This is a genomic window from Rhodoferax sp. GW821-FHT07F03 (assembly GCF_059418745.1).
The window spans coordinates 149,338-167,234 of the sequence record NZ_JBWKQM010000007.1 but is presented as its reverse complement, the minus strand read 5'-3'; the positions used below and the strand labels follow the sequence as shown (position 1 = coordinate 167,234).

Here is a 17,897-nt window from a genome sequence, read left to right as displayed (position 1 = left end):
TATTGGAATGAGCCTGTCGACCACCCGCATCGTGGCGGCCCGTGTGACCCCCATCGCGTTCCGTGACCCACCGCTGCTGAATGTGGCCGGCGTGCATGAACCCTGGGCACTGCGCAGCATCATCGAGCTTGAAACCGCCGATGGCCGCGTGGGCCTGGGCGAAAGCTATGGCAATCTGGAAACACTGGAGCACCTGGCAAAGATCGCGCCCCAGCTCGTGGGGCTGGACCCTTTTGACCTCAACGCCCTGACCCGCGTGGTCTACGGCCTGGTGGGCAACAACCCCGATACCGGCGCTAGCTTCGCACCCGAAGGCGACAAGGCGCGCGCCAGTGCGCTGGCCGCATTTGAGGTGCCCTTCCTCGACCTGCAGGGCCAGATTCTGGACCGCCCCTTGTACCAGGTGCTGGGGGGAGCGGTGCGCCCCCACGTAGCCTATAGCGCCTATCTGTTTTACAAGTTTGCCCAGCACAAGGAAGACCCCGGTTACCCGGCCGACGACTGGGGCGAGGCACTCACGCCAGTGCAGTTGGTACAGCAAGCCCGCCGCATGATCGACAGCTACGGCTTTGGCTCCATAAAGCTCAAGGCCGGCGTGTTTCCACCCGAAGAAGAAATTGCCGGCCTGAAGGCCTTGCGGGCCGCTTTCCCGGGTTACCCCTTGCGGATCGACCCCAATGGAGGCTGGTCGGTGGCGACCACGCGCCGCATCATGCCCTTGCTGGCTGCCGAAGGCTTGCTGGAATACCTGGAAGACCCCGTCAGCACGCTGGAGGAAATGGGCGAAGTGGCTCAGTTCTCGCCCATGCCCCTGGCGACCAATATGGTGACCGTGGCTTTTGGCCACATCCCCAAAACGGTTCAGCTGGATGCTGTGCAGGTGATCTTGTCCGACCACCACTACTGGGGCGGCCTGCGGGCCACCCAGCACTTGGCGACCCTCTGCCGCACTTTCGGCATCGGCATTTCCATGCACTCGAATTCGCATATGGGCATCAGCTTGGCCGCCATGACCCATGTCGGCGTCACGCTGCCCAACCTCAGCTATGCCTGCGATACCCACTACCCCTGGCAGGAAGACGAAGTGATTGCAGGTGGCAAGCTGTCTATCCGCAACGGCGTGCTGGCACCGCCGCCAGGCCCGGGACTGGGCGTCACCCTGGACCGCCAGGCCCTGGCCCGACTGCACCAGAACTACCTGGACTGCGGCATCCGCAAGCGCGACGATGCGAAAGAAATGCGCAAGCACCAACCCGACTTCAACCCCCAGTGCCCCCGGTTCTAGCCTAACCGTCCCGCATGTAGTAGCCGGCTAACACCCAGCACGTGCGCCGCAGGCCAACAATGGACTCCCAACCACCCTTGAGGAGACGAATATGGCGGCGAAAAAGATACTCATGCTGTGCGGTGACTACTGCGAAGACTACGAGACCATGGTGCCGTTCCAGGCGCTGCTGGCCGTAGGTCACACGGTGCACGCGGTGTGCCCGGACAAGAAGGCCGGCGACCACATCAAGACAGCGATCCACGATTTCGAGGGCGCGCAGACCTACAGCGAAAAACCCGGCCACAACTTCACCCTGAACGCCACCTTTGCTGGCCTGGATGTGGCCAGCTACGATGCGCTGGTGATCCCCGGCGGCCGCGGCCCCGAGTACCTGCGCACTTACCCGGCCGTGGTGTCGGCGGTCAAGCATTTCTTCGAGGCCAACAAGCCGGTGGCGGCCGTCTGCCATGGCGCGCAGCTGCTGGCCGGCGCCGGCGTGCTGAAAGGCCGTACCTGCTCGGCCTACCCGGCCTGCCGCGCCGAAGTGGAGATCGCCGGCGGTACTTATGCCGAGATCGCCATCGATGCAGCGGTGACCGAGGGCAACCTGGTCTCGGCCCCGGCCTGGCCCGCGCACCCGGCCTGGATTGCGCAGTTCCTGGCCCTGCTGGGCACGCGTATCAGTTTGTGACCAGGCATTGACGCTGGGTATGCAGCCTCCGATGATGTGGGGCTGCATCCAGGAAATCCACCATGTGCCAAGTCTTCATCAGCGCCGACCCTACCTTGTACGACAGCCGCGCCCGCTCGGTGCGCCTGCATGGGGTGGCGACCAGCATCAAGCTGGAAAACCTGTTCTGGCAGGTGCTGGATGAAATCGCCCAGCGCGACGGCATGGGCGTGCCCCAGCTCTGCGCCAAGCTTTACGACGAACTGGTGGCCGAGCGCGGCGAGGTCGACAACTTCGCCTCTTTCCTGCGCGTCAGCTGCGGCCGCTACCTGGCTTTGCAGCTGTCCGGCGGCATCCCGCAAGACGCCAGCATCTCCATCCGCAGCCTGAATGCCCAGCAGGTGCTGGCGACAGAAGGGCACCGCAGCCTGCTGGCGCGGGCGGCCTGAGTTGACAATCGCTCTGCTATTGAATTAAGAGCTGTTAGCGAAGGTATCTCCTGCGCTACAGGCCTTTTTTATCTAAAAACTACTGCACCGCCCACCCGAGGCGTTTCAGATGGATCTTGGTCCAGCCATCGTCGAGTCGGCCGTTCTTGATCTCGCAGGCCGCAGGTTTGCTGGTGTAGCCGCCCAGCGCGTTCTTGGCGTACAGCTCCATCGACAGCACCGTGCCCTCTTTTTGCAGGTTGCGGTAGTAGGGGCTGCCGGGGTCCTTCAGCAGCGGCTTCAGGTATTCCAGGCAGATATCGGCTTCTGGCTCCAGGCCGCTGCGGCCTGCGCCCATGGGGACGGGCACGGGCAGGTCGGCTGGCGAGGGGGTGAGCGCGGGCGAAGGGTCTTTTTCCATCGACAGCGTGGCCGGGTCGATGGTGACGATGCGCGGGCGCGGAAAGTTGTGCATGGGCTGCGGCTGCGCGCTGTTGGGGCACACGGCCTGCTGGTAGCTGATCTTGCCGTCGGCGCCCACGCACTTCACCACCGCCAGCGCCGGGCCGGCGGCCAGGGCCAGCAGCGCGGCCAACAGAGGGAGCTTGGGGGCGGGCATGGGAGGCGGGCCTAGTTCAGCACCATGCTCAGCCGGCGCCGGTAGGTGGCGATCAGCTGGGCCTGCGGGTCCTGGGCGGTGACGGAATTGCCCGACAGCTCGATGCCGCCCGCCGACTTGGTGCCGGCGTCCGCGCTGGCCTTGGGCTTGGGCGGGGTCAGCAGTTCCAGGATGGCGACGAAGAGCTTGCGCGGGGCTTCATCGTTCCATTTCTTGTCGCGCATGATGATTTCCAGCAGCTCGTCCATGGCGGCGGTCCAGTCGCCCTGTGCCATCAGGATCTGGGACTTGGCGAAGCGCGCGTCGAAGTCGCGTTTGTTGGTGCTGATTTTGGTGTCAAAACCGGCGATGCCGCTGGCCTGTGCTACGTCAGAAGCTGCGAAATTGAGAGCATTAATCCATTGCGACAGGGCTTCGAAGCGCAGCTGCAGCGGGATGTATTTGAGAGTGGGCTGCAGTGCGGCCTCGGCTTCTTCGAGGTTGCCGGTTTCGACCAGCAGGCGCACATAGTCATAGCGGGCGTCGTCGTTGGCCGGGTCCAGCGCCAGGGCTTCGTGCAGCTTGTGCAGGGCGGCGTCGGTGTCGCCGGATTCCAGCAGGGCCTGGGCTTGCTCGGTTTCCGTGGGTTCTGTGTCCAGCGGCTCGCTTTCAGGCACATGCTTATTCAGGAATTCCTTGATCTGGCCTTCGGGAATCGCACCCTGGAAGCCGTCCACCGGCTGGCCGTTGATCAGCAGGATGCAGGTGGGGATGCTGCGGATGCCAAAGGCGGCGGCCAGCTGCTGCTCCTGGTCGGAGTCGATCTTGACCAGCTTGAAGCGGCCGCCGTATTCGGCCTCGACCTTTTCCAGCAGCGGGCCTATGACCTTGCAGGGGCCGCACCAGGGGGCCCAAAAGTCCACCAGCACCGGGGTGGTCATGGAGGCGGCAATGACCTCGGTTTCAAAGTTTTCGACGGTGACGTTGATCATGGTGGGGTCCCTGGGGGCAAAAAGTAAAATCGAGGTTTTGGCGCCCATCGTGGGCGCTCTTAGAACAAAGCCCTATGACTTCCATTCAAATTGGTGTGGTGATGGGTTCCAGCTCCGACTGGGACACCATGCAGCACGCGGTGCAGATTCTCCAACAGTTTGGCATCAGCTTCGAGGCCAAGGTGGTTTCCGCCCACCGCATGCCCGATGATATGTTCGCCTACGCCGAGGCCGCCGCTGGCCGTGGGCTCAAAGCCATCATCGCAGGCGCCGGTGGCGCCGCCCACCTGCCCGGCATGCTGGCCGCCAAGACCACGGTGCCGGTGCTGGGTGTTCCGGTGGCCAGCCGCCATCTGCAGGGCGTGGATTCGCTGCACAGCATCGTGCAGATGCCCAAGGGCATCCCCGTGGCCACCTTTGCCATCGGCACGGCCGGTGCGGCCAACGCGGCGCTGTTCGCCGTGGCCCTGCTTGCCAACGAGAGCCCGGCGCTGCGCACGCAGCTGGAGGCCTTCCGTGCCGCCCAGACCGAAGTGGCGCGCAATATGACCCTGCCACCCGCGCCCCACGCCCTATGAGCCAGGTCCTACTACCCGGTGCCACGCTGGGCGTGATGGGCGGCGGCCAGTTGGGCCGCATGTTCATCCACGCGGCCCAACGCATGGGCTATTTCACCGCCGTACTGGACCCCGATGCCCACAGTCCAGCCGGCCGTGTGAGCCACCACCACATCGCCACCGACTACATGGACGCCCCCGGCCTGGGCCAGTTGGCCGAGACCTGCGACGCCATCACCACCGAGTTCGAGAACGTGCCAGCGCCGGCCCTGGCCCGTCTGGCGGTGTACACCACGGTGTCGCCCGCGGCCGCGTCCGTCGCCATCGCCCAGGACCGTGCGCAGGAGAAAGCCCACTTTGTGGCCTGCGGCGTGCCTTGCGCACCCTATGCGGTGATTGAAACTGCGGCCCAGCTGGCCGCCGTGACCGACGAGCTGCTGCCCGGCATCCTGAAAACCGCCCGCATGGGCTACGACGGCAAGGGCCAGGTGCGCGTTTCCAGCTACGCCGAGCTGGCCCAGGCCTGGCTGGACCTGAAGGGCGTGCCCTGCGTGCTAGAAAAGATGCTGCCGCTGGCCGTAGAGTGCTCGGTCATCGTGGCGCGCGGCGCCGATGGCCAGATAGTCAACTTGCCAGTGCAGCGCAACCTGCACCGCGACGGGATTCTGGCCGTCACCGAAGTTTATGAAGAAAACATGCCTGCAGCGCAAGCAGAACAAGCGCTGACAGCTGCGAAATCCATAGCAAACGGCCTGAACTACGTAGGCGTGTTGTGCGTGGAGTTCTTCGTGCTGGACGACGGCAGCCTGGTGGTCAACGAGATCGCGCCGCGCCCACATAACAGCGGCCACGCCAGCATGGACTGCTGCGATGTGTCGCAGTTCGAGCTGCAGGTGCGCACCCTGGCTGGCCTGCCCCTGGTGCAGCCGCGCCAGCACAGCCCGGCGCTGATGCTGAATCTGCTGGGCGACCTGTGGTTTGTGCGCTCTGAAAAAGCCGCCACGCCCCCCTGGGCTGAAATTTTGGCCCTGCCCGGCGCGCATCTGCACCTGTACGGCAAGTCCGACGCCAAGCGTGGCCGCAAGATGGGCCACCTGACCATCACCGGCGCTTCGGTGGAAGCAGTGCGTGCCACCGCCTTGCAGGCAGCGGCGCTGCTGGGCATAGAAGCGTTTTGACCATGCTTTTGGACGGACGCGACCCGACCGCCATCCAGCAAGCTGCACAGACGCTGGCCGATGGCGAATTGCTGGGCCTGCCCACCGAGACGGTGTATGGGCTGGCGGCCGATGCGTCGAACGACGCTGCGGTGTCCAAGATATTCGCCGCCAAGGGCCGGCCTAGCGACCACCCGCTGATCGTGCACATCGCGCCCGACGGCCCTGGCGTGGCGCATTTCGCCAGCCAGGTGCCAGCCTTTGCCCAGCAGCTGATGGACGCGTTTTGGCCCGGGCCGCTGACGCTGATCCTGCCGCGCCGTGAAGGAGTGGGTACGGCAGCTGCGGGCGGGCAGGATTCGATCGGCTTGCGCTGCCCTTCGCACCCGGTGGCGCAAGCGGTGTTCCGCGCCGCTGCGGCCCTGGGTGTGGCCGGCGTAGCAGCGCCCAGCGCCAACAAGTTTGGCCGCGTCAGCCCGACCACGGCGGCCCATGTGCAGTCCGAGTTTGAAGACGGCCTGCTGGTGCTGGACGGCGGGCCCTGCGCCATGGGGATTGAGTCCACCATCGTGGACTGCACCCGTGGCGTGCCGGTATTGCTGCGCCCCGGCAGCATCAGCCGCGACCAGATTGAGCAGGCCTGCGGCCAGCCGCTGCGCTCCAAGGAAGACCTGGCAGCGCCCGATCCGCGTGCGTCGGGTACGCTGGAGGCGCATTACGCACCCAGCGCCAAGGTGCGGCTGATGGACACCAAGGTGCTGCAGACCGCGCTGGACCTGCTGGGCCAGGTGCAGGATGGCGTGCCCGGCTCGATCGGTGTGTATGCGCGCAGCGCGTTGCACAACCATTCGCGCCAGGCTCTGCTGCGTTCCATGCCGGACGACGCGGCGGCGGCGGCGCAAGAGCTGTTTGCCGCGCTGCGCAATTTCGATGCACAAGGCGTGCGGCTGATCTGGATAGAAACCCCGCCAGATACCCCGGAATGGGAAGGCGTGCGCGACCGTTTACAGCGTGCCGCAGCGGCTTGACCTGTCTTTACGCTCCGTTACCCGTGCCTCGTTAAACTACCCGATTGATTTTTGGAGTCCTCATGGCTATTTCTAGTTTGCGCCGGGCCCTTGTGTGGCTGGCATGTGCCTCAGCAACGCTGCTGACCGCCTGCGGTTCCAGCACGGTGGAGTCGCAACTCACGCCATCACGCATCATCGGCTTTGGCGACGCTTTCAGCGTGGTCACTTCCGGTGCCAGCTATACCGTGAATGATTCGGCCACCAATACCTGGCTGGCGCAATTCGCCGCTAGTTATGGCAAGACGCTGGACACTTCCCTGGTGTATGCGCAGGGCAATGCCCGCATCAGCGCCACACCCGATGCGGCTGGCAGCACCAGCACCTTGACGGTGACGCAGCAGATCGACAGCTTCCTGGCCAGCAACAGCCTGGGTTCGGACGACGTGGTGGTGATCAACGGCGGCATCAGCGATCTGGTGGTCGAAATGGCGGCCGTCACTGCGGGTACGGAGACCTCCGACACGATGCTGGCCAACGCCAAGCAATACGGTAAAGACCTGGGCGCGCAAGTGCGGCGCCTGGTGACCGCCGGCGGCAAGCACGTGGTGGTGGTCGGCCCTTACAACCTGGGTGTCAGCCCCTGGGCGACGGCGATTGGTCAGAATAGCTTGTTGAAGAGCGTTAGCAGCGCCTTCAATGAGGCCATGCTGGTGTCCATCGTGGATCTGGGCGAAACAGTGCTGTACGTGGATGCGGCCTATTACTTCAACCTGGTGCAGGCCACGCCCTCGTCGTACGGGCTGTCCAATAGCACCGACTTGGCGTGTACCTCTACGGATTCGGGTGCTGGCATTGGCACCGGCACGGGCCAGGTCAATTCATCCCTGTGCACCACCTCCACGATTGCTGCGATCACGGCCAATTCGGCGGGCACGACCTACGATCTGTATATGTTCGCTGACCGCCTGTACGTCACCCCGACCGTGCAGCGTCTGTTCGGTGTGTATGCCTATGGCAAGGTGCACGCACGCTGGTAAGCTTGCAGATAATCCAGACGTAAAAAAGCCGACCCTAGGGTCGGCTTTTTGTTGGGCTCAGCTATTTAAAACTTGTAGCCGACGGCGACCGCGACGGTCACCGGGTTCAGCGTCACGTCGATGGTCTGGCCGGTAGACAGCGTGCCGCGGGTCTTCACGAAGGTCTTGGCAATCATGCCGTCGATGAACCAGCGTTCATTCAAGGTCACCGTGCCACCCACCTGCACTGTCAGTCCCAGCTTGGATTCCAGCGACAGGGTCGTGGGGTTGCTGGACGAACCACCCGTGATGGCGGTCAGCACAGCCGTGCCCTTTTCCTTGTAGAACTTGGCATAGGTGGGGCCGCCGCCGATGTAAGGTCGGAACTGGGCGTTGGGTTCACCAAAGCGGTACTGGCCAAACAAAGACATGGGCAGCGCCTTGGTCTCACCGATCTTGCCGGCACCGGAGATGGCGCCTGCGCCATACAGATTGTGTGTGAATGGTGTCGCCAGAGGCAGATCCACGGCCCAGTGGTCGTCCACCATGTAGGTAATGCCACCACCCAGCTGGGTGTTGCCATTGGAGTCGATCTTGGTATGGGGCAGGCTGGAGGCCGACAGATCGCCGCTGTCTACAGCCGGTGTGATGTTGGTAATGCCGCCGCGCACCATCCAGGTACCTGCGGTTTGGGCTTGGGCTGCGCCAGCCATCAGCAGCAAGGCTGCTGCTAGGCAGGTGGTTTGGAATTTCATGGGGTTGTCCTTCTATCTTGACGGGTTACAGCCAGCCAGCGGCGGCCAATTTCAGGGCGACGAAGCGGTTCAGCAGCTTGTAGCCCGCGGGTGTGGGGTGCACGTCGTCGGCAAACTGGTAGGTGCTGACGTCTACGCCTGAAGTCAGGTTGCTGGAATTGCACACCAAGGAGGAGCCGGCCAATATGTTGCCGGTGGCAGAGCAGGTGGGGGTGGTGACATTGGTCAGACCGTACTGCGTTGGGTTGGCGTATTGGTCCATACCTTGGGTGTAAGCATCTGCCAGCACCACGCTGCTGGGCAGGGCGGCCTTGAGGGCGCTGTTGTAGGTGGTGACCATGGTGCCCAGCAGAGTTTGGCCCGAAGCGGTCAGGCTTTGGCCTCTGGGTGTTTGCACAATGTTGGGCACATTCACTACCACCACGTATTTGGCGCCCTTGCCCACCACCGAGGTTGTGATGTAGCCGGCCAATTCTGCTGCGGCAGTGGCCATGCCGGTGACGGCTTCGGTCGGTGCGGCCGAGGCGACAGCGGCGGCGGTGCCGCTTTGGATGGTGGCCTGCATGGTGGTGGACCAGCCCGCGGCAATCGCGGCGCCCAGGGCGGCCGTACGGGTGGTCGTGTTGTCGGTAGTGAGTAGCGTGGTGGCGGCCGAGACAGCGTTCAGGTGCATGAAGGCGTCATTCGCACCGGCCAGCACGGTGACCAGCTCGGTGCCCGAGAACTGGGTGACGCGCGACAAATGGTTGGCGATCTGGGTCTTGACTGGTACGGCTAGCAGGCCCACCGTGGAGACGCCCAGGCTTTGCAGGCCGACGCTGCTGGGGGCAAAGGTGGACGTTACCCGGGCACTGCCTTGTGCGTAGTTGGTGCAGCTGGTGTGTTCAGTGACGGCGACCGAAACAATGCCCGCTGTGACAAAAGCGGAGCTCGGCAATATGCCGGTTTCTGCTGCGCAAGGCGCGCTCAGGTTTAGTTGGCCAGCCAGGAATTCGGTCCAGTTCCGCGACGCGGTGGACGTGTTGTCGTTGACGGTCCACTTGCCACCGCCTACGGCCGCAATGGTGCCCACTTTGTACGTGCCCACATCGCTCAGGCTGTCGCCGAAGGACACCAAGGACGTGAAGGTAACTTTGGTGCTGGTTTCACTGCCGCCGCCGCCGCAAGCGGACAAGAGCAGGGCCGCGGTCAGGGCGGCAAGTTTTGTGGGATTCCAATGCATTGGGGGGCTCCTGTGGTAAAAAAGAACGGTCGTTCGTTTGTGTCGGATGTTACGCGGGTCGCTTGAATTTCCACAAAGGGTTAGTACGGATAAATCGGGTATCCATATGTGATTTATTCCTCTTTCACTGCCCATTCGACCAGCGCATCCAATGCCGGACGAGCGGCGGCCGCGTTGGCGTGGTTGACGATGCCCACTACCACATAGCGCCGCCCGCTGCGTCCGGTGGCATAGCCGGCTACCGAAGCGACGCCGTCCAGCGTGCCGGTTTTCAGCTGGGCGCGGCCCATGGCTTCAGGGGCCAGGCCGCGCTCGCGCATGCGCAGCGTGGTGCCGTCCACCCCGGCGATGGACAGGGATTGGGCCAACACCGCTCCATTCGGATGGCTGGCCGCGCGGCGCAGCAGCTGGCCCAGGGCGCGGGCGCTGGTGCGCTCTTCGCGGCTCAGGCCGGAGCCGTTCTCCAATGTGGGCGCGGGCACCTCACGGCCGATGGCGCGCGGCCACCAGGCGGCGATGACCGCGCGGGAAGCTGCAAAACTGCCGGGCTGGTCGTCGTGCGCGCCCAGGGTCAGAAAGACCTGTTGCGCCATCACGTTGTTGCTGAACTTGTTGACGTCGGCGATCAGCTCGCCTAGTGGTTGAGACGGTGCGTCCATCAGCCACTCGGCGGTGGGCGGCGTGCGGCCGTCGCGCACCATGCCGTCCAGCGTGCCGCCGGCACCCAGGTACAGGGCCTGCAGCACCCGGCGCGCAAAGCTGGCCGGGTCGCTGTAGGCCACGGGCCAGCTGCGTTCGCCGCAGCGCACCGGGTAGCTGCCCAGAAAGCGCACCTGGTTGGGGTCGGAAAAGTCGGCCTGCAGACTGCCGCGCCAGTCGCCGCAGACCTGGCTGTCCAGCGGCACCTGCGCGTCTATGCTCACGCCGGCCATCGGGGGCTCGCTGCGCACCTGCGCCGTGCGGCTGCCGGGCTCGGGCGTAAAGCTCAGGATCAGCGACTTGAAGTTGACCAGCAGTCCGTCCGGCGTGGCGTTGTAGGGGCTGAGGGCCTGGCCGTCAAAGGCCGCCGGGTCGCGCGCCACCGGCTCGAAAAAGCTGTGGTCCAGCACGATGTCGCCGCGCACCTTCTGTACGCCGCGCGCCTGCAGGGCCTGGAACATGGCGGTGATGCGTTCCAGCACCAGCTTGGGGTCGCCGCCACCCCGGATGTAGAGGTTGCCGTACAGCACGCCGTCGCGCACCGGGCCATCGGCGTAGAAGCGGGTCTTCCAGGTGTAGTCGGGCCCCAGCAGGTCCAGTGCGGCAAAGGTGGTGACCAGTTTCATCACCGAGGCCGGGTTGACGGATACCTCGGCCCGGTGGCTCAGGCGCGGCCGGGCATTGCCGTCGGCGGCCTGTACCAGCAGGCTGACGGCATCGGGCGATACCTTGGCACGCGCCAGGGCTGTGGCGATGTCGGGCGGCAGGCGCTGCGCCTGGCTGGGCAGGGCCAGCAGCGCGCTGTAGGCCAAGGCCGCCAGGGCGGCTCTAATAGGGGTGAAAATAGCCATGGTTCCGATCTGCAGATATTTCTCAAAATAGCTATAGAAATAGTAGCAGCTTGCGCAGGATAATCCTGCGCCGCACACCTGTTTCTTGTGTAACTTATTGCCCATGCCGCTTCTTGCCTTTGACACCAGCACCGACACCCTTTCCATCGCCGTGGGCGATGGCGCGCAGGTGTGGCTGCACAGCGGCGCGGGCGGCGCCCAGGCATCGACCACGCTGATCCCGGCCATCCTGGCGTTGCTGGCCCAGGCCGGGCTGCGGCTGGACCAGCTCGATGCCATCGTTTTTGGCAGCGGCCCGGGCTCGTTCACCGGTCTGCGTACCGCCTGCTCGGTGGCGCAAGGTCTGGCTTTTGGCGCCGGCAAGCCGGTGCTGCCCATAGACACGCTGATGGCCGTGGCCGAAGAGGCCCGCGTGCAGCACGGCGTGGAGCAGGTGCAGGCCCTGTTGGACGCGCGCATGGACGAGATCTACACCGGCTTCTATGCCTATGCGCAAGGCCGCTGGCAGCAGCGTGCCGACTTCCAGCTGCTGTGGCCAGAAGCCGTGGTGCAGGAGGAGGGCTGGGCCCTGGCCGGCAATGCGCTGGCGGTGTATGCCGACCGCATTCCTGCCGCTACCGCCTCCAGTGGCCTGCGCTGTGCGGCCCTGCCCACGGCCAGCGCCATGCTGCGCCTGGCCCCAGCGCTGCTGGCTGCCGGCCAGGCCGTGGCCGCCGACCGGGCCTTGCCACGCTATATCCGCGACAAAGTGGCCCAGACCACCGACGAGCGCATGGCCGCCAAGGCGGCGGCCGGGGCGTTGCTGTCATGAGCGCCCAACTGCAAGTGCCACAAGCGCCGGAGCCGACCGAGGTCAGCTTCGAGCCTTTGACCGAGCTGTGGCTGGACGAGATCGTGCGCATAGAGCAGACCGCCTATGCCCACCCCTGGTCACTCACCAATTTCAAGGACACGTTGGCCGCCGGCTATGAATGCCAAATTTTGCTGGCCGGGCGCACCGTACTGGGTTACTTCGTGGCCATGAAAGGGGTGGATGAGGTGCATCTGCTGAACATCACCGTGGCCCCCCCTTACCTGCGCCAGGGCTGGTCGCACCTGATGCTGGACGCGCTGGCCCTGTGGTCGCGCGGCCAGGGCGCGCAGTGGCTGTGGCTGGAGGCGCGCGTCAGCAATCTGCGGGCACTGCATGTGTACACCCAGTTCGGCTTCAGCCGCGTCGGCCTACGCAAGGACTACTACCCCAACGGGCCGGGCCAGCGCGAGCACGCGGTGGTGATGAGCTTGCCGCTATGAGCCTGGACCTGGACGCCCGCCAGCGCGCCATGCTGGCTGAAATGCAGGTGCCGGTCTGGTGGCCGGCCGCAGAAGTGCCCGTTGCCGCAGCACCGGCGCGGGCAGCGCCGCCTGTAGCGGTGGCCGCCCCCACTCCGGAGGCACCGGCACCCGCCCGCAGCGGCATGCACAGCCTGGCCGAGGCTATGCAGAATGCTCCTGAATTAATAGCTGCCCGCGCAGGTATTACCAGTGCTGGAGCCGGAAAAGACTCAGAATCTTCTGGCGCCGATCTGGGCGATTCCGACATGTCGGCCCTGCGTGCCGCCTGGAGCGCATGCCAAGCCAGCCGCGCGCTGGGGGCTGCGGTCGGCGCGTCACCCGACTGGCTGGTGTTGGGCGAGGCGCTGGCCATCAGCGACGACCCTGCCAGCGCGCCGTTTGTGGGCGATGCCGGCGTGCTGCTCGACAGCATGCTGCGTGCGGTGGGCATCCGCGCCCAGACGCCACTGCGCTCGGCCCAGCTGACCAGCGTGGTGAAAATGCGCCCTGCGGAGCAGCCTGATGCCGACCCCCTGGCCTTCAATGCGCCTTACCTGGAGCGCCATGTGCGCCTGCTGCAGCCCCGGTTGATTCTGGCCCTGGGCCCGTTCGCAGCCCAGTTGCTGCTGCGCGACGCCACGCCTTTGGGGCAGCTGCGCGGCCGGGTGCACCGTTACCAAGGGGTGCCGGTGGTGGTGTCTTACGCTCCGGCCACCTTGTTGCGCAATCCCGCTGAAAAGGCCAAGGCCTGGGCCGACCTGTGCCTGGCGATGTCGGCTTCAGCGTAAATACGTTCTAACGTCGGCCCGTAAAATCGGAGCATGACCTTTCTAGACATGCTCCAAAACGCTGGGCAGCGCAATGCCTCCATGCTCTGCGTGGGGCTCGACCCCGATCCGGCCCGCTTTCCGGGCGCATGGCGTGGCGACGCCAGCAAGATTGCCGACTTTTGCAACCGCATCGTGGACGCCACGGCCGACCTGGCCATCGCCTTCAAGCCGCAGATCGCCTACTTTGCCGCGCACCGCGCCGAAGACCAGCTGGAACGTGTGGTGGCCCATATCCGCCGTGTCGCGCCGCATGTGCCCATCATCCTGGACGCCAAGCGCGGCGACATTGGCTCCACTGCCGAGCAGTACGCCGTTGAAGCCTTCGAGCGCTACCAGGCCGACGCTGTCACCCTGTCGCCTTTCATGGGCTTTGACTCGGTGCAGCCCTATTTGAAATACCCCGGCAAGGGCGCTTTCCTGCTGTGCCGCACCTCCAACCCCGGTGGTGACGACCTGCAAAACCAGCGCCTGGCCAGCGTGCCCGGCCAGCCCTTGTTGTACGAGCACATCGCCCAATTGGCCCAAGGCCCGTGGAACCTGAACGGCCAGCTCGGCTTGGTGGTGGGAGCGACCTACCCGGCGGAAATCGCCCGTGTGCGCGCCTTGGCACCTACTGTGCCGCTGCTGGTGCCCGGCGTGGGTGCACAGGGCGGCGATGCCCATGCCACGGTGCGAGCCGGCTGGACCGCCAACGGCCCGCTCATCGTCAACTCTTCGCGTGCCGTGCTGTACGCATCGTCCGGCGACGACTTCGCCGATGCCGCACGCAGTGCCGCGCAACAGACCCGTGACCAGTTGCAGGCCGCACGGTTACTATAAAAAGAATAGCTTCTTGCGCAGATAACGCCTGCGCTAGAGGCGGTTTTTGTTCCAAGCTCAGGGTGTGGCTTGGAAGCTGATGTCGTTGGCCAGCATGAACCACAGGATCAGGGTGGGGATGACCACAGGCAGCGACAGGGCGCAAAACATCAGCGTGGTCATGGCGAACGCGGCAATGTCATTCCACCACTGCAGCAGTAGTACGCGCAGGTCTACTTCCCAAAATCGTTCCGGCGGTCTGTTTGGCATAGGGGGCCTCTTCTTTTGCGAAGTGTAGTGCGCTGCCGGCAATTTTTCAGCGGTTTGTGCTGAGCTGTTTTAAAGTGGTGAGCACCATGCAGGGCATCAGCGAATCCTCCCGCAAGATCAGCGAAATCATCGGTGTCATCGACAGCATCGCTTTTCAGACCAATCTCCTGGCGTTCAATGCGGCGGTCGAAGCAGCGCGCGCGGGCGAGCAAGGTACGGCACTGGTCGATAAGGCCGGTGCCACCAGGACCGAGGTGATGGGCGAAATCAGTGCCGCGAACAACGAGCAAAGTGCCGGCGCGTCTCAAATCGGCGAAGCCGTTACCCAGATGGACAATGCCACTCAGCAGCATGAAGGTTCAGGCGGACGAACTGGTGGCCGCCGTGTCTGTTTTCAAGTTGGGGCAAGGCGTGACACAGCATGTACTGTCGTCGGTGGCAGCCCATGTACGGCTGGCCTTTTTCTGCCCGCCATTGACTCCGAAAAGACGGCTGCCAAGCCTGGTTTATCCAGGCCGCGAAGCTTCAGGAAAACCCTTCCTCAATATGGAGGATGCTGCCGTGGGCTCACGCTTTACAGCATTTGCGTAGCGGGCGCATGCTTTGAAAATTCCATGTAACAGGCATCGTGGTCGTTGGGAAATATTGAAAGGACATTTGATGAGCTTCAACAATATGACGGTCAAAAGCCAGCTGTCCTGGGCGTTTGGATTGTTGGTCGCCCTGGTGCTGGTGGTGGCTGCCGTAGGGCTCAGTTCACTTGATAGCGCCCACGACAAATTCACGCACTACAACAACGATGTGGTGACGCAAAACAAGTTGGTGGACCAGCTCCGGGCCGCCATCAGCGCCCGGGCGATCGCGGCGCGCAACCTGGTGCTGGCAAGCACCCCGGAAGACAAGGACCTGGAATACAAGGAAGTGGTCAAGTCGCACCAAGCCACCCAGGAATTCATGGCCAAGCTCCATGACGCCATCCGGAGCAACCCAAGCCCAGACCCTGACGATGTCCGCATGGTGGCCGAAATGACCCGTATTGAAGGTTTGTACGGACCCGTGGCTTTGAAAATCACCCAGTTGGCGGTAGACGGAAAGACCGAAGAGGCGATTGCCATGATCAACAAGGAATGCCGCCCGCTGCTAGTGGCTTTGGTGAAAGCCAGCCAGGGCGGCAGCACAGGAGGCCTGGACGAAGGCAGCGGCTATACCCGTGCACGCACCCTGCTCTTGCTGGCCGGTGCTTTGGCGATTGCGGCCGCCCTGAGCATGGGCTTTTTCATTACCCGCAGCCTGGTCCGCGCACTGGGTGGTGAGCCCGGTGTTGCCGCCAACCTGGCCCGCGCTGTGGCGCAGGGTGATTTGACGGTGCCCATTCATCTCAGGGATGGCGATAGCACGAGCCTGATGGCCCAGTTGCAGCGCATGCAGCAAAGCTTGGCCAGTGTTGTCAGCACGGTACGCCAGGGCTCCGATGGGGTGGCGACCGCCAGCGCCGAAATATCCCAGGGCAACCATGATTTGAGCGACCGCACCGAGCGGCAGGCCAGCGCCTTGCAGCAAACCGCGGCCTCCATGGACGAGCTGGGCTCCACCGTACGGCAAAACGCCGATAACGCGCAGCAGGCCAATCAGCTGGCTTTGAGTGCGAGCAAGGTGGCTATGCAAGGTGGCGACGTGGTGGCCGAGGTGGTGAGCACCATGAAGGGCATCAACGAAAGCTCCCGCAAGATCAGTGACATCATCGGCGTCATTGATGGCATTGCCTTCCAGACCAATATCCTGGCGCTGAACGCTGCCGTGGAAGCCGCCCGGGCTGGCGAACAAGGCCGGGGCTTCGCGGTGGTTGCGGGCGAGGTGCGCAGCCTGGCCGGGCGCAGCGCCGACGCGGCCAAGGAAATCAAGCAACTGATTTCTACCAGCGTGGAGCGCGTGGAGCAGGGCACGGCGTTAGTCGACAAGGCCGGTATTACCATGACCGAGGTGGTGAGTTCCATCCGCCGCGTGACCGACATCGTGGGCGAAATCAGCGCCGCCAGCAGCGAACAGAGTCAGGGAGTCTCTCAGGTGGGAGAGGCGGTGTCGCAGATGGATCACACGACCCAGCAGAACGCCGCGCTGGTGGAGCAGATGGCAGCGGCAGCCAACAGCATGCGGACCCAGGCCGAAGAGCTGGTGTCGGCAGTTTCGGTCTTCAAGCTGGGGCATGGCGTGCACGGGCGGCCTGCAGCAGTGTCTGCACCTGACGAGAGGGTTATGGAAGGCGCCAGGCCGCTACGTATTGCCTGAGGCCTACGGTAAAGTGTTTCAAAATGTCATAAGGCGCTTGTGATTGTCGGATTTGCCCTTACCAATCTGATAACCTTTATTCGTACAACCTACTTGAAAGAACCGCCATGGCTAAAACCAGCATCGAATCCCAAGAGCAACTGGTCAGTGATATCAAGTCGGTCATCTCAGACGCTGAAGACATGCTCAGCGCGACTGCCGACCAGACCGGTGAGAAGCTCGCCAGCCTGCGTGCCCGGGTCAAGGCCCGCCTGAGCGACGCCCGTGAACGGCTGATCGACGCTGAAGCGGCTTTGCGCCACAACACCAAGGTAGCGGCCCGTGCCGCCGACGACTACGTGCATGAGTCCCCCTGGACGGCCGTGGGCGTGGCCGCTGGTGTAGGCCTGCTGGTTGGTCTCATCATTGGCCGCCGCTGAATCCCGGCCCGCTGTGGGCCTGGATTTCCATGCGTAACGTGTTCGGCGGCGGGCTGTACGCCGCTTTGAAAGGTATTCCGGTCACCTTGCTGACCGTAGTACGAACGCGTCTGCAGCTGTTCGGCAACGAGCTGCAGACCGCCAAACTCCATGTATTGCGTGAGCTCAGTCTGGTGCTGGCCATGGTGGCCTTTGCGGGTCTGGGCATCGTGTTGGCCGTGGTGTTGGTACTGAGCTTGCTGTGGGACCAGCGGGTGATCGTGCTGTCTTGCTTGTCCGTGTTGTTTGTGGGGCTGGCGGTGGCCTGTTATGCCATGCTGCGCCGCTCTACCGTGGTGTCCGACAATATGTTTGCAGCCAGCCTGGCCGAACTGCAGGAAGACCTGCGCCAACTCAAAGCCGAAGCGGGCCATGGGCAAGACCCACACTGAGCTGGCTTACGAGCGCGGGCGCTTGCTGGAACGTATCCAGTACCAGCGCAGCTTGCTGGCGCGCGAGTGTGCTCCGCTGCAGCGCGTGGCCCAGAAGGGGGATCATCTGGCGGGGCTGGCGGCCGAGTTGTTGTCTTTTGCGCGGCAGAACCCATTGACCCTGGGGGCTATCGCTGCCGTCGTGCTGGTGTTCAAGCCGCGCATGGCTTGGCGTTGGGCCAAACGCGGTTTCGCCATCTGGCGTGGCTGGCGTGTGGTGCAACAGTGGCAGCCCGGCACTTTGCTGCAGCTGCTGCGCCGCTTCATCTAACCTTCTTTTGCTATTAA

21 protein-coding genes and 1 pseudogene are annotated in these 17,897 nt (G+C 64.0%); 16 read left to right on the top strand and 6 right to left on the bottom strand.

Features of this window, described 5'->3' with window-relative positions; genetic code table 11:
* Positions 1–7: 7 nt before the first annotated feature.
* The 3 genes from AC07R0_RS12375 (at position 8) to AC07R0_RS12365 (ending at position 2,386) form a co-directional block, all read left to right on the top strand.
* Positions 8–1,285 (top strand): glucarate dehydratase family protein, encoded by a 1,278-nt coding sequence (locus AC07R0_RS12375; protein WP_495105039.1) that lies wholly within the window; start codon positions 8–10, stop codon positions 1,283–1,285.
* Between the two features lie 91 nt (positions 1,286–1,376).
* Positions 1,377–1,958: a DJ-1/PfpI family protein gene (locus AC07R0_RS12370; protein WP_092757456.1), complete on the top strand. Its 582-nt coding sequence runs from the start codon at positions 1,377–1,379 to the stop codon at positions 1,956–1,958.
* 62 nt (positions 1,959–2,020) lie between these two features.
* On the top strand, positions 2,021–2,386 hold the full coding sequence (locus AC07R0_RS12365) for a ribbon-helix-helix domain-containing protein (protein ID WP_495105038.1): 366 nt from the start codon (positions 2,021–2,023) through the stop codon (positions 2,384–2,386).
* 79 nt (positions 2,387–2,465) lie between these two features.
* Here the strand turns inward: AC07R0_RS12365 and AC07R0_RS12360 are convergent, their stop codons facing one another.
* Positions 2,466–2,984: a hypothetical protein gene (locus AC07R0_RS12360; protein WP_495105037.1), complete on the bottom strand. Its 519-nt coding sequence runs from the start codon at positions 2,982–2,984 to the stop codon at positions 2,466–2,468.
* A gap of 11 nt (positions 2,985–2,995) precedes the next feature.
* On the bottom strand, positions 2,996–3,955 hold the full coding sequence (trxA, locus tag AC07R0_RS12355; RefSeq protein WP_495105036.1) for a thioredoxin: 960 nt from the start codon (positions 3,953–3,955) through the stop codon (positions 2,996–2,998).
* A gap of 74 nt (positions 3,956–4,029) precedes the next feature.
* Between trxA and purE the strand changes: the two genes are divergently transcribed.
* From purE to AC07R0_RS12335, 4 genes are all read left to right on the top strand, one after another.
* Positions 4,030–4,533 carry a 5-(carboxyamino)imidazole ribonucleotide mutase gene (gene purE, locus AC07R0_RS12350; RefSeq protein ID WP_495105035.1) on the top strand — a complete coding sequence of 168 codons (504 nt, stop codon included), beginning with the start codon at positions 4,030–4,032 and terminating at the stop codon, positions 4,531–4,533.
* Complete coding sequence (locus AC07R0_RS12345) at positions 4,530–5,690, top strand: 5-(carboxyamino)imidazole ribonucleotide synthase (protein ID WP_495105034.1); 1,161 nt, start codon at positions 4,530–4,532, stop codon at positions 5,688–5,690. Before purE ends, AC07R0_RS12345 begins: the two co-directional genes overlap by 4 nt.
* Positions 5,691–5,692: 2 nt before the next feature.
* Positions 5,693–6,697, top strand: coding sequence for an L-threonylcarbamoyladenylate synthase (locus AC07R0_RS12340; protein WP_495105033.1), 1,005 nt, complete (start codon positions 5,693–5,695; stop codon positions 6,695–6,697).
* 62 nt (positions 6,698–6,759) lie between these two features.
* Positions 6,760–7,716 (top strand): SGNH/GDSL hydrolase family protein, encoded by a 957-nt coding sequence (locus tag AC07R0_RS12335; RefSeq protein ID WP_495105032.1) that lies wholly within the window; start codon positions 6,760–6,762, stop codon positions 7,714–7,716.
* Between the two features lie 65 nt (positions 7,717–7,781).
* On the opposite strand, the gene AC07R0_RS12330 is transcribed toward AC07R0_RS12335, so the two are convergent.
* The 3 genes from AC07R0_RS12330 to dacB form a co-directional block, all read right to left on the bottom strand.
* Entirely contained in the window at positions 7,782–8,450 is a 669-nt protein-coding gene (locus tag AC07R0_RS12330; RefSeq protein WP_495105031.1) for an OmpW/AlkL family protein, read from the bottom strand.
* Between the two features lie 25 nt (positions 8,451–8,475).
* Positions 8,476–9,672, bottom strand: a complete 1,197-nt coding sequence (locus AC07R0_RS12325) for an SGNH/GDSL hydrolase family protein (protein ID WP_495105030.1) — start codon at positions 9,670–9,672, stop codon at positions 8,476–8,478.
* 113 nt (positions 9,673–9,785) lie between these two features.
* Complete coding sequence (gene dacB / locus AC07R0_RS12320; RefSeq protein WP_495105029.1) at positions 9,786–11,222, bottom strand: D-alanyl-D-alanine carboxypeptidase/D-alanyl-D-alanine endopeptidase; 1,437 nt, start codon at positions 11,220–11,222, stop codon at positions 9,786–9,788.
* Between the two features lie 103 nt (positions 11,223–11,325).
* Here dacB and tsaB point away from each other — a divergent pair, with 103 nt between their 5' ends.
* Genes tsaB through pyrF form a run of 4 tightly spaced genes read left to right on the top strand, consistent with a single transcriptional unit; the run spans position 11,326 to position 14,185 of the window.
* Positions 11,326–12,033, top strand: coding sequence for a tRNA (adenosine(37)-N6)-threonylcarbamoyltransferase complex dimerization subunit type 1 TsaB (tsaB, locus tag AC07R0_RS12315; RefSeq protein WP_495105028.1), 708 nt, complete (start codon positions 11,326–11,328; stop codon positions 12,031–12,033).
* A complete protein-coding gene (rimI, locus tag AC07R0_RS12310) occupies positions 12,030–12,515 on the top strand; it encodes a ribosomal protein S18-alanine N-acetyltransferase (RefSeq protein ID WP_495096249.1) in 486 nt (161 codons plus the stop codon). The genes tsaB and rimI overlap by 4 nt, the downstream gene beginning before the upstream one ends.
* The gene (locus tag AC07R0_RS12305) at positions 12,512–13,324 is read left to right on the top strand and encodes a uracil-DNA glycosylase (protein WP_495105027.1); all 813 of its coding nucleotides are present in this window, start codon (positions 12,512–12,514) and stop codon (positions 13,322–13,324) included. The genes rimI and AC07R0_RS12305 overlap by 4 nt, the downstream gene beginning before the upstream one ends.
* 33 nt (positions 13,325–13,357) lie before the next feature.
* Positions 13,358–14,185, top strand: a complete 828-nt coding sequence (gene pyrF / locus AC07R0_RS12300) for an orotidine-5'-phosphate decarboxylase (protein ID WP_495075695.1) — start codon at positions 13,358–13,360, stop codon at positions 14,183–14,185.
* A gap of 57 nt (positions 14,186–14,242) precedes the next feature.
* On the opposite strand, the gene AC07R0_RS12295 is transcribed toward pyrF, so the two are convergent.
* The gene (locus AC07R0_RS12295) at positions 14,243–14,434 is read right to left on the bottom strand and encodes a hypothetical protein (RefSeq protein ID WP_495075696.1); all 192 of its coding nucleotides are present in this window, start codon (positions 14,432–14,434) and stop codon (positions 14,243–14,245) included.
* Between the two features lie 71 nt (positions 14,435–14,505).
* Here AC07R0_RS12295 and AC07R0_RS12290 point away from each other — a divergent pair.
* From AC07R0_RS12290 to AC07R0_RS12270, 5 genes and pseudogenes are all read left to right on the top strand, one after another.
* Positions 14,506–15,025: pseudogene (locus AC07R0_RS12290) on the top strand (methyl-accepting chemotaxis protein); the annotation flags it as partial.
* A 69-nt stretch (positions 15,026–15,094) separates the two neighbouring features.
* A complete protein-coding gene (locus AC07R0_RS12285) occupies positions 15,095–16,720 on the top strand; it encodes a methyl-accepting chemotaxis protein (protein WP_495105026.1) in 1,626 nt (541 codons plus the stop codon).
* A 107-nt stretch (positions 16,721–16,827) separates the two neighbouring features.
* Positions 16,828–17,139, top strand: a complete 312-nt coding sequence (locus AC07R0_RS12280) for an ElaB/YgaM/YqjD family protein (protein ID WP_490591984.1) — start codon at positions 16,828–16,830, stop codon at positions 17,137–17,139.
* Positions 17,140–17,168: 29 nt separating this feature from the next.
* Positions 17,169–17,570: a phage holin family protein gene (locus tag AC07R0_RS12275; RefSeq protein WP_495075698.1), complete on the top strand. Its 402-nt coding sequence runs from the start codon at positions 17,169–17,171 to the stop codon at positions 17,568–17,570.
* Positions 17,551–17,880: a YqjK family protein gene (locus AC07R0_RS12270; protein WP_495105025.1), complete on the top strand. Its 330-nt coding sequence runs from the start codon at positions 17,551–17,553 to the stop codon at positions 17,878–17,880. The genes AC07R0_RS12275 and AC07R0_RS12270 overlap by 20 nt, the downstream gene beginning before the upstream one ends.
* Positions 17,881–17,897: the final 17 nt, after the last annotated feature.

Excerpts from the sequence above, each read along its gene's own strand:
- AC07R0_RS12375 (WP_495105039.1), top strand. The coding sequence starts at position 8 with ATGAGCCTGTCGACCACCCGCATCGTGGCGGCCCGTGTGACCCCCATC.
- AC07R0_RS12370 (WP_092757456.1), top strand. The coding sequence starts at position 1,377 with ATGGCGGCGAAAAAGATACTCATGCTGTGCGGTGACTACTGCGAAGAC.
- AC07R0_RS12365 (WP_495105038.1), top strand. The coding sequence starts at position 2,021 with ATGTGCCAAGTCTTCATCAGCGCCGACCCTACCTTGTACGACAGCCGC.
- AC07R0_RS12360 (WP_495105037.1), bottom strand. The coding sequence starts at position 2,984 with ATGCCCGCCCCCAAGCTCCCTCTGTTGGCCGCGCTGCTGGCCCTGGCC.
- trxA (WP_495105036.1), bottom strand. The coding sequence starts at position 3,955 with ATGATCAACGTCACCGTCGAAAACTTTGAAACCGAGGTCATTGCCGCC.
- purE (WP_495105035.1), top strand. The coding sequence starts at position 4,030 with ATGACTTCCATTCAAATTGGTGTGGTGATGGGTTCCAGCTCCGACTGG.
- AC07R0_RS12345 (WP_495105034.1), top strand. The coding sequence starts at position 4,530 with ATGAGCCAGGTCCTACTACCCGGTGCCACGCTGGGCGTGATGGGCGGC.
- AC07R0_RS12340 (WP_495105033.1), top strand. The coding sequence starts at position 5,693 with ATGCTTTTGGACGGACGCGACCCGACCGCCATCCAGCAAGCTGCACAG.
- AC07R0_RS12335 (WP_495105032.1), top strand. The coding sequence starts at position 6,760 with ATGGCTATTTCTAGTTTGCGCCGGGCCCTTGTGTGGCTGGCATGTGCC.
- AC07R0_RS12330 (WP_495105031.1), bottom strand. The coding sequence starts at position 8,450 with ATGAAATTCCAAACCACCTGCCTAGCAGCAGCCTTGCTGCTGATGGCT.
- AC07R0_RS12325 (WP_495105030.1), bottom strand. The coding sequence starts at position 9,672 with ATGCATTGGAATCCCACAAAACTTGCCGCCCTGACCGCGGCCCTGCTC.
- dacB (WP_495105029.1), bottom strand. The coding sequence starts at position 11,222 with ATGGCTATTTTCACCCCTATTAGAGCCGCCCTGGCGGCCTTGGCCTAC.
- tsaB (WP_495105028.1), top strand. The coding sequence starts at position 11,326 with ATGCCGCTTCTTGCCTTTGACACCAGCACCGACACCCTTTCCATCGCC.
- rimI (WP_495096249.1), top strand. The coding sequence starts at position 12,030 with ATGAGCGCCCAACTGCAAGTGCCACAAGCGCCGGAGCCGACCGAGGTC.
- AC07R0_RS12305 (WP_495105027.1), top strand. The coding sequence starts at position 12,512 with ATGAGCCTGGACCTGGACGCCCGCCAGCGCGCCATGCTGGCTGAAATG.
- pyrF (WP_495075695.1), top strand. The coding sequence starts at position 13,358 with ATGACCTTTCTAGACATGCTCCAAAACGCTGGGCAGCGCAATGCCTCC.
- AC07R0_RS12295 (WP_495075696.1), bottom strand. The coding sequence starts at position 14,434 with ATGCCAAACAGACCGCCGGAACGATTTTGGGAAGTAGACCTGCGCGTA.
- AC07R0_RS12285 (WP_495105026.1), top strand. The coding sequence starts at position 15,095 with ATGAGCTTCAACAATATGACGGTCAAAAGCCAGCTGTCCTGGGCGTTT.
- AC07R0_RS12280 (WP_490591984.1), top strand. The coding sequence starts at position 16,828 with ATGGCTAAAACCAGCATCGAATCCCAAGAGCAACTGGTCAGTGATATC.
- AC07R0_RS12275 (WP_495075698.1), top strand. The coding sequence starts at position 17,169 with ATGCGTAACGTGTTCGGCGGCGGGCTGTACGCCGCTTTGAAAGGTATT.
- AC07R0_RS12270 (WP_495105025.1), top strand. The coding sequence starts at position 17,551 with ATGGGCAAGACCCACACTGAGCTGGCTTACGAGCGCGGGCGCTTGCTG.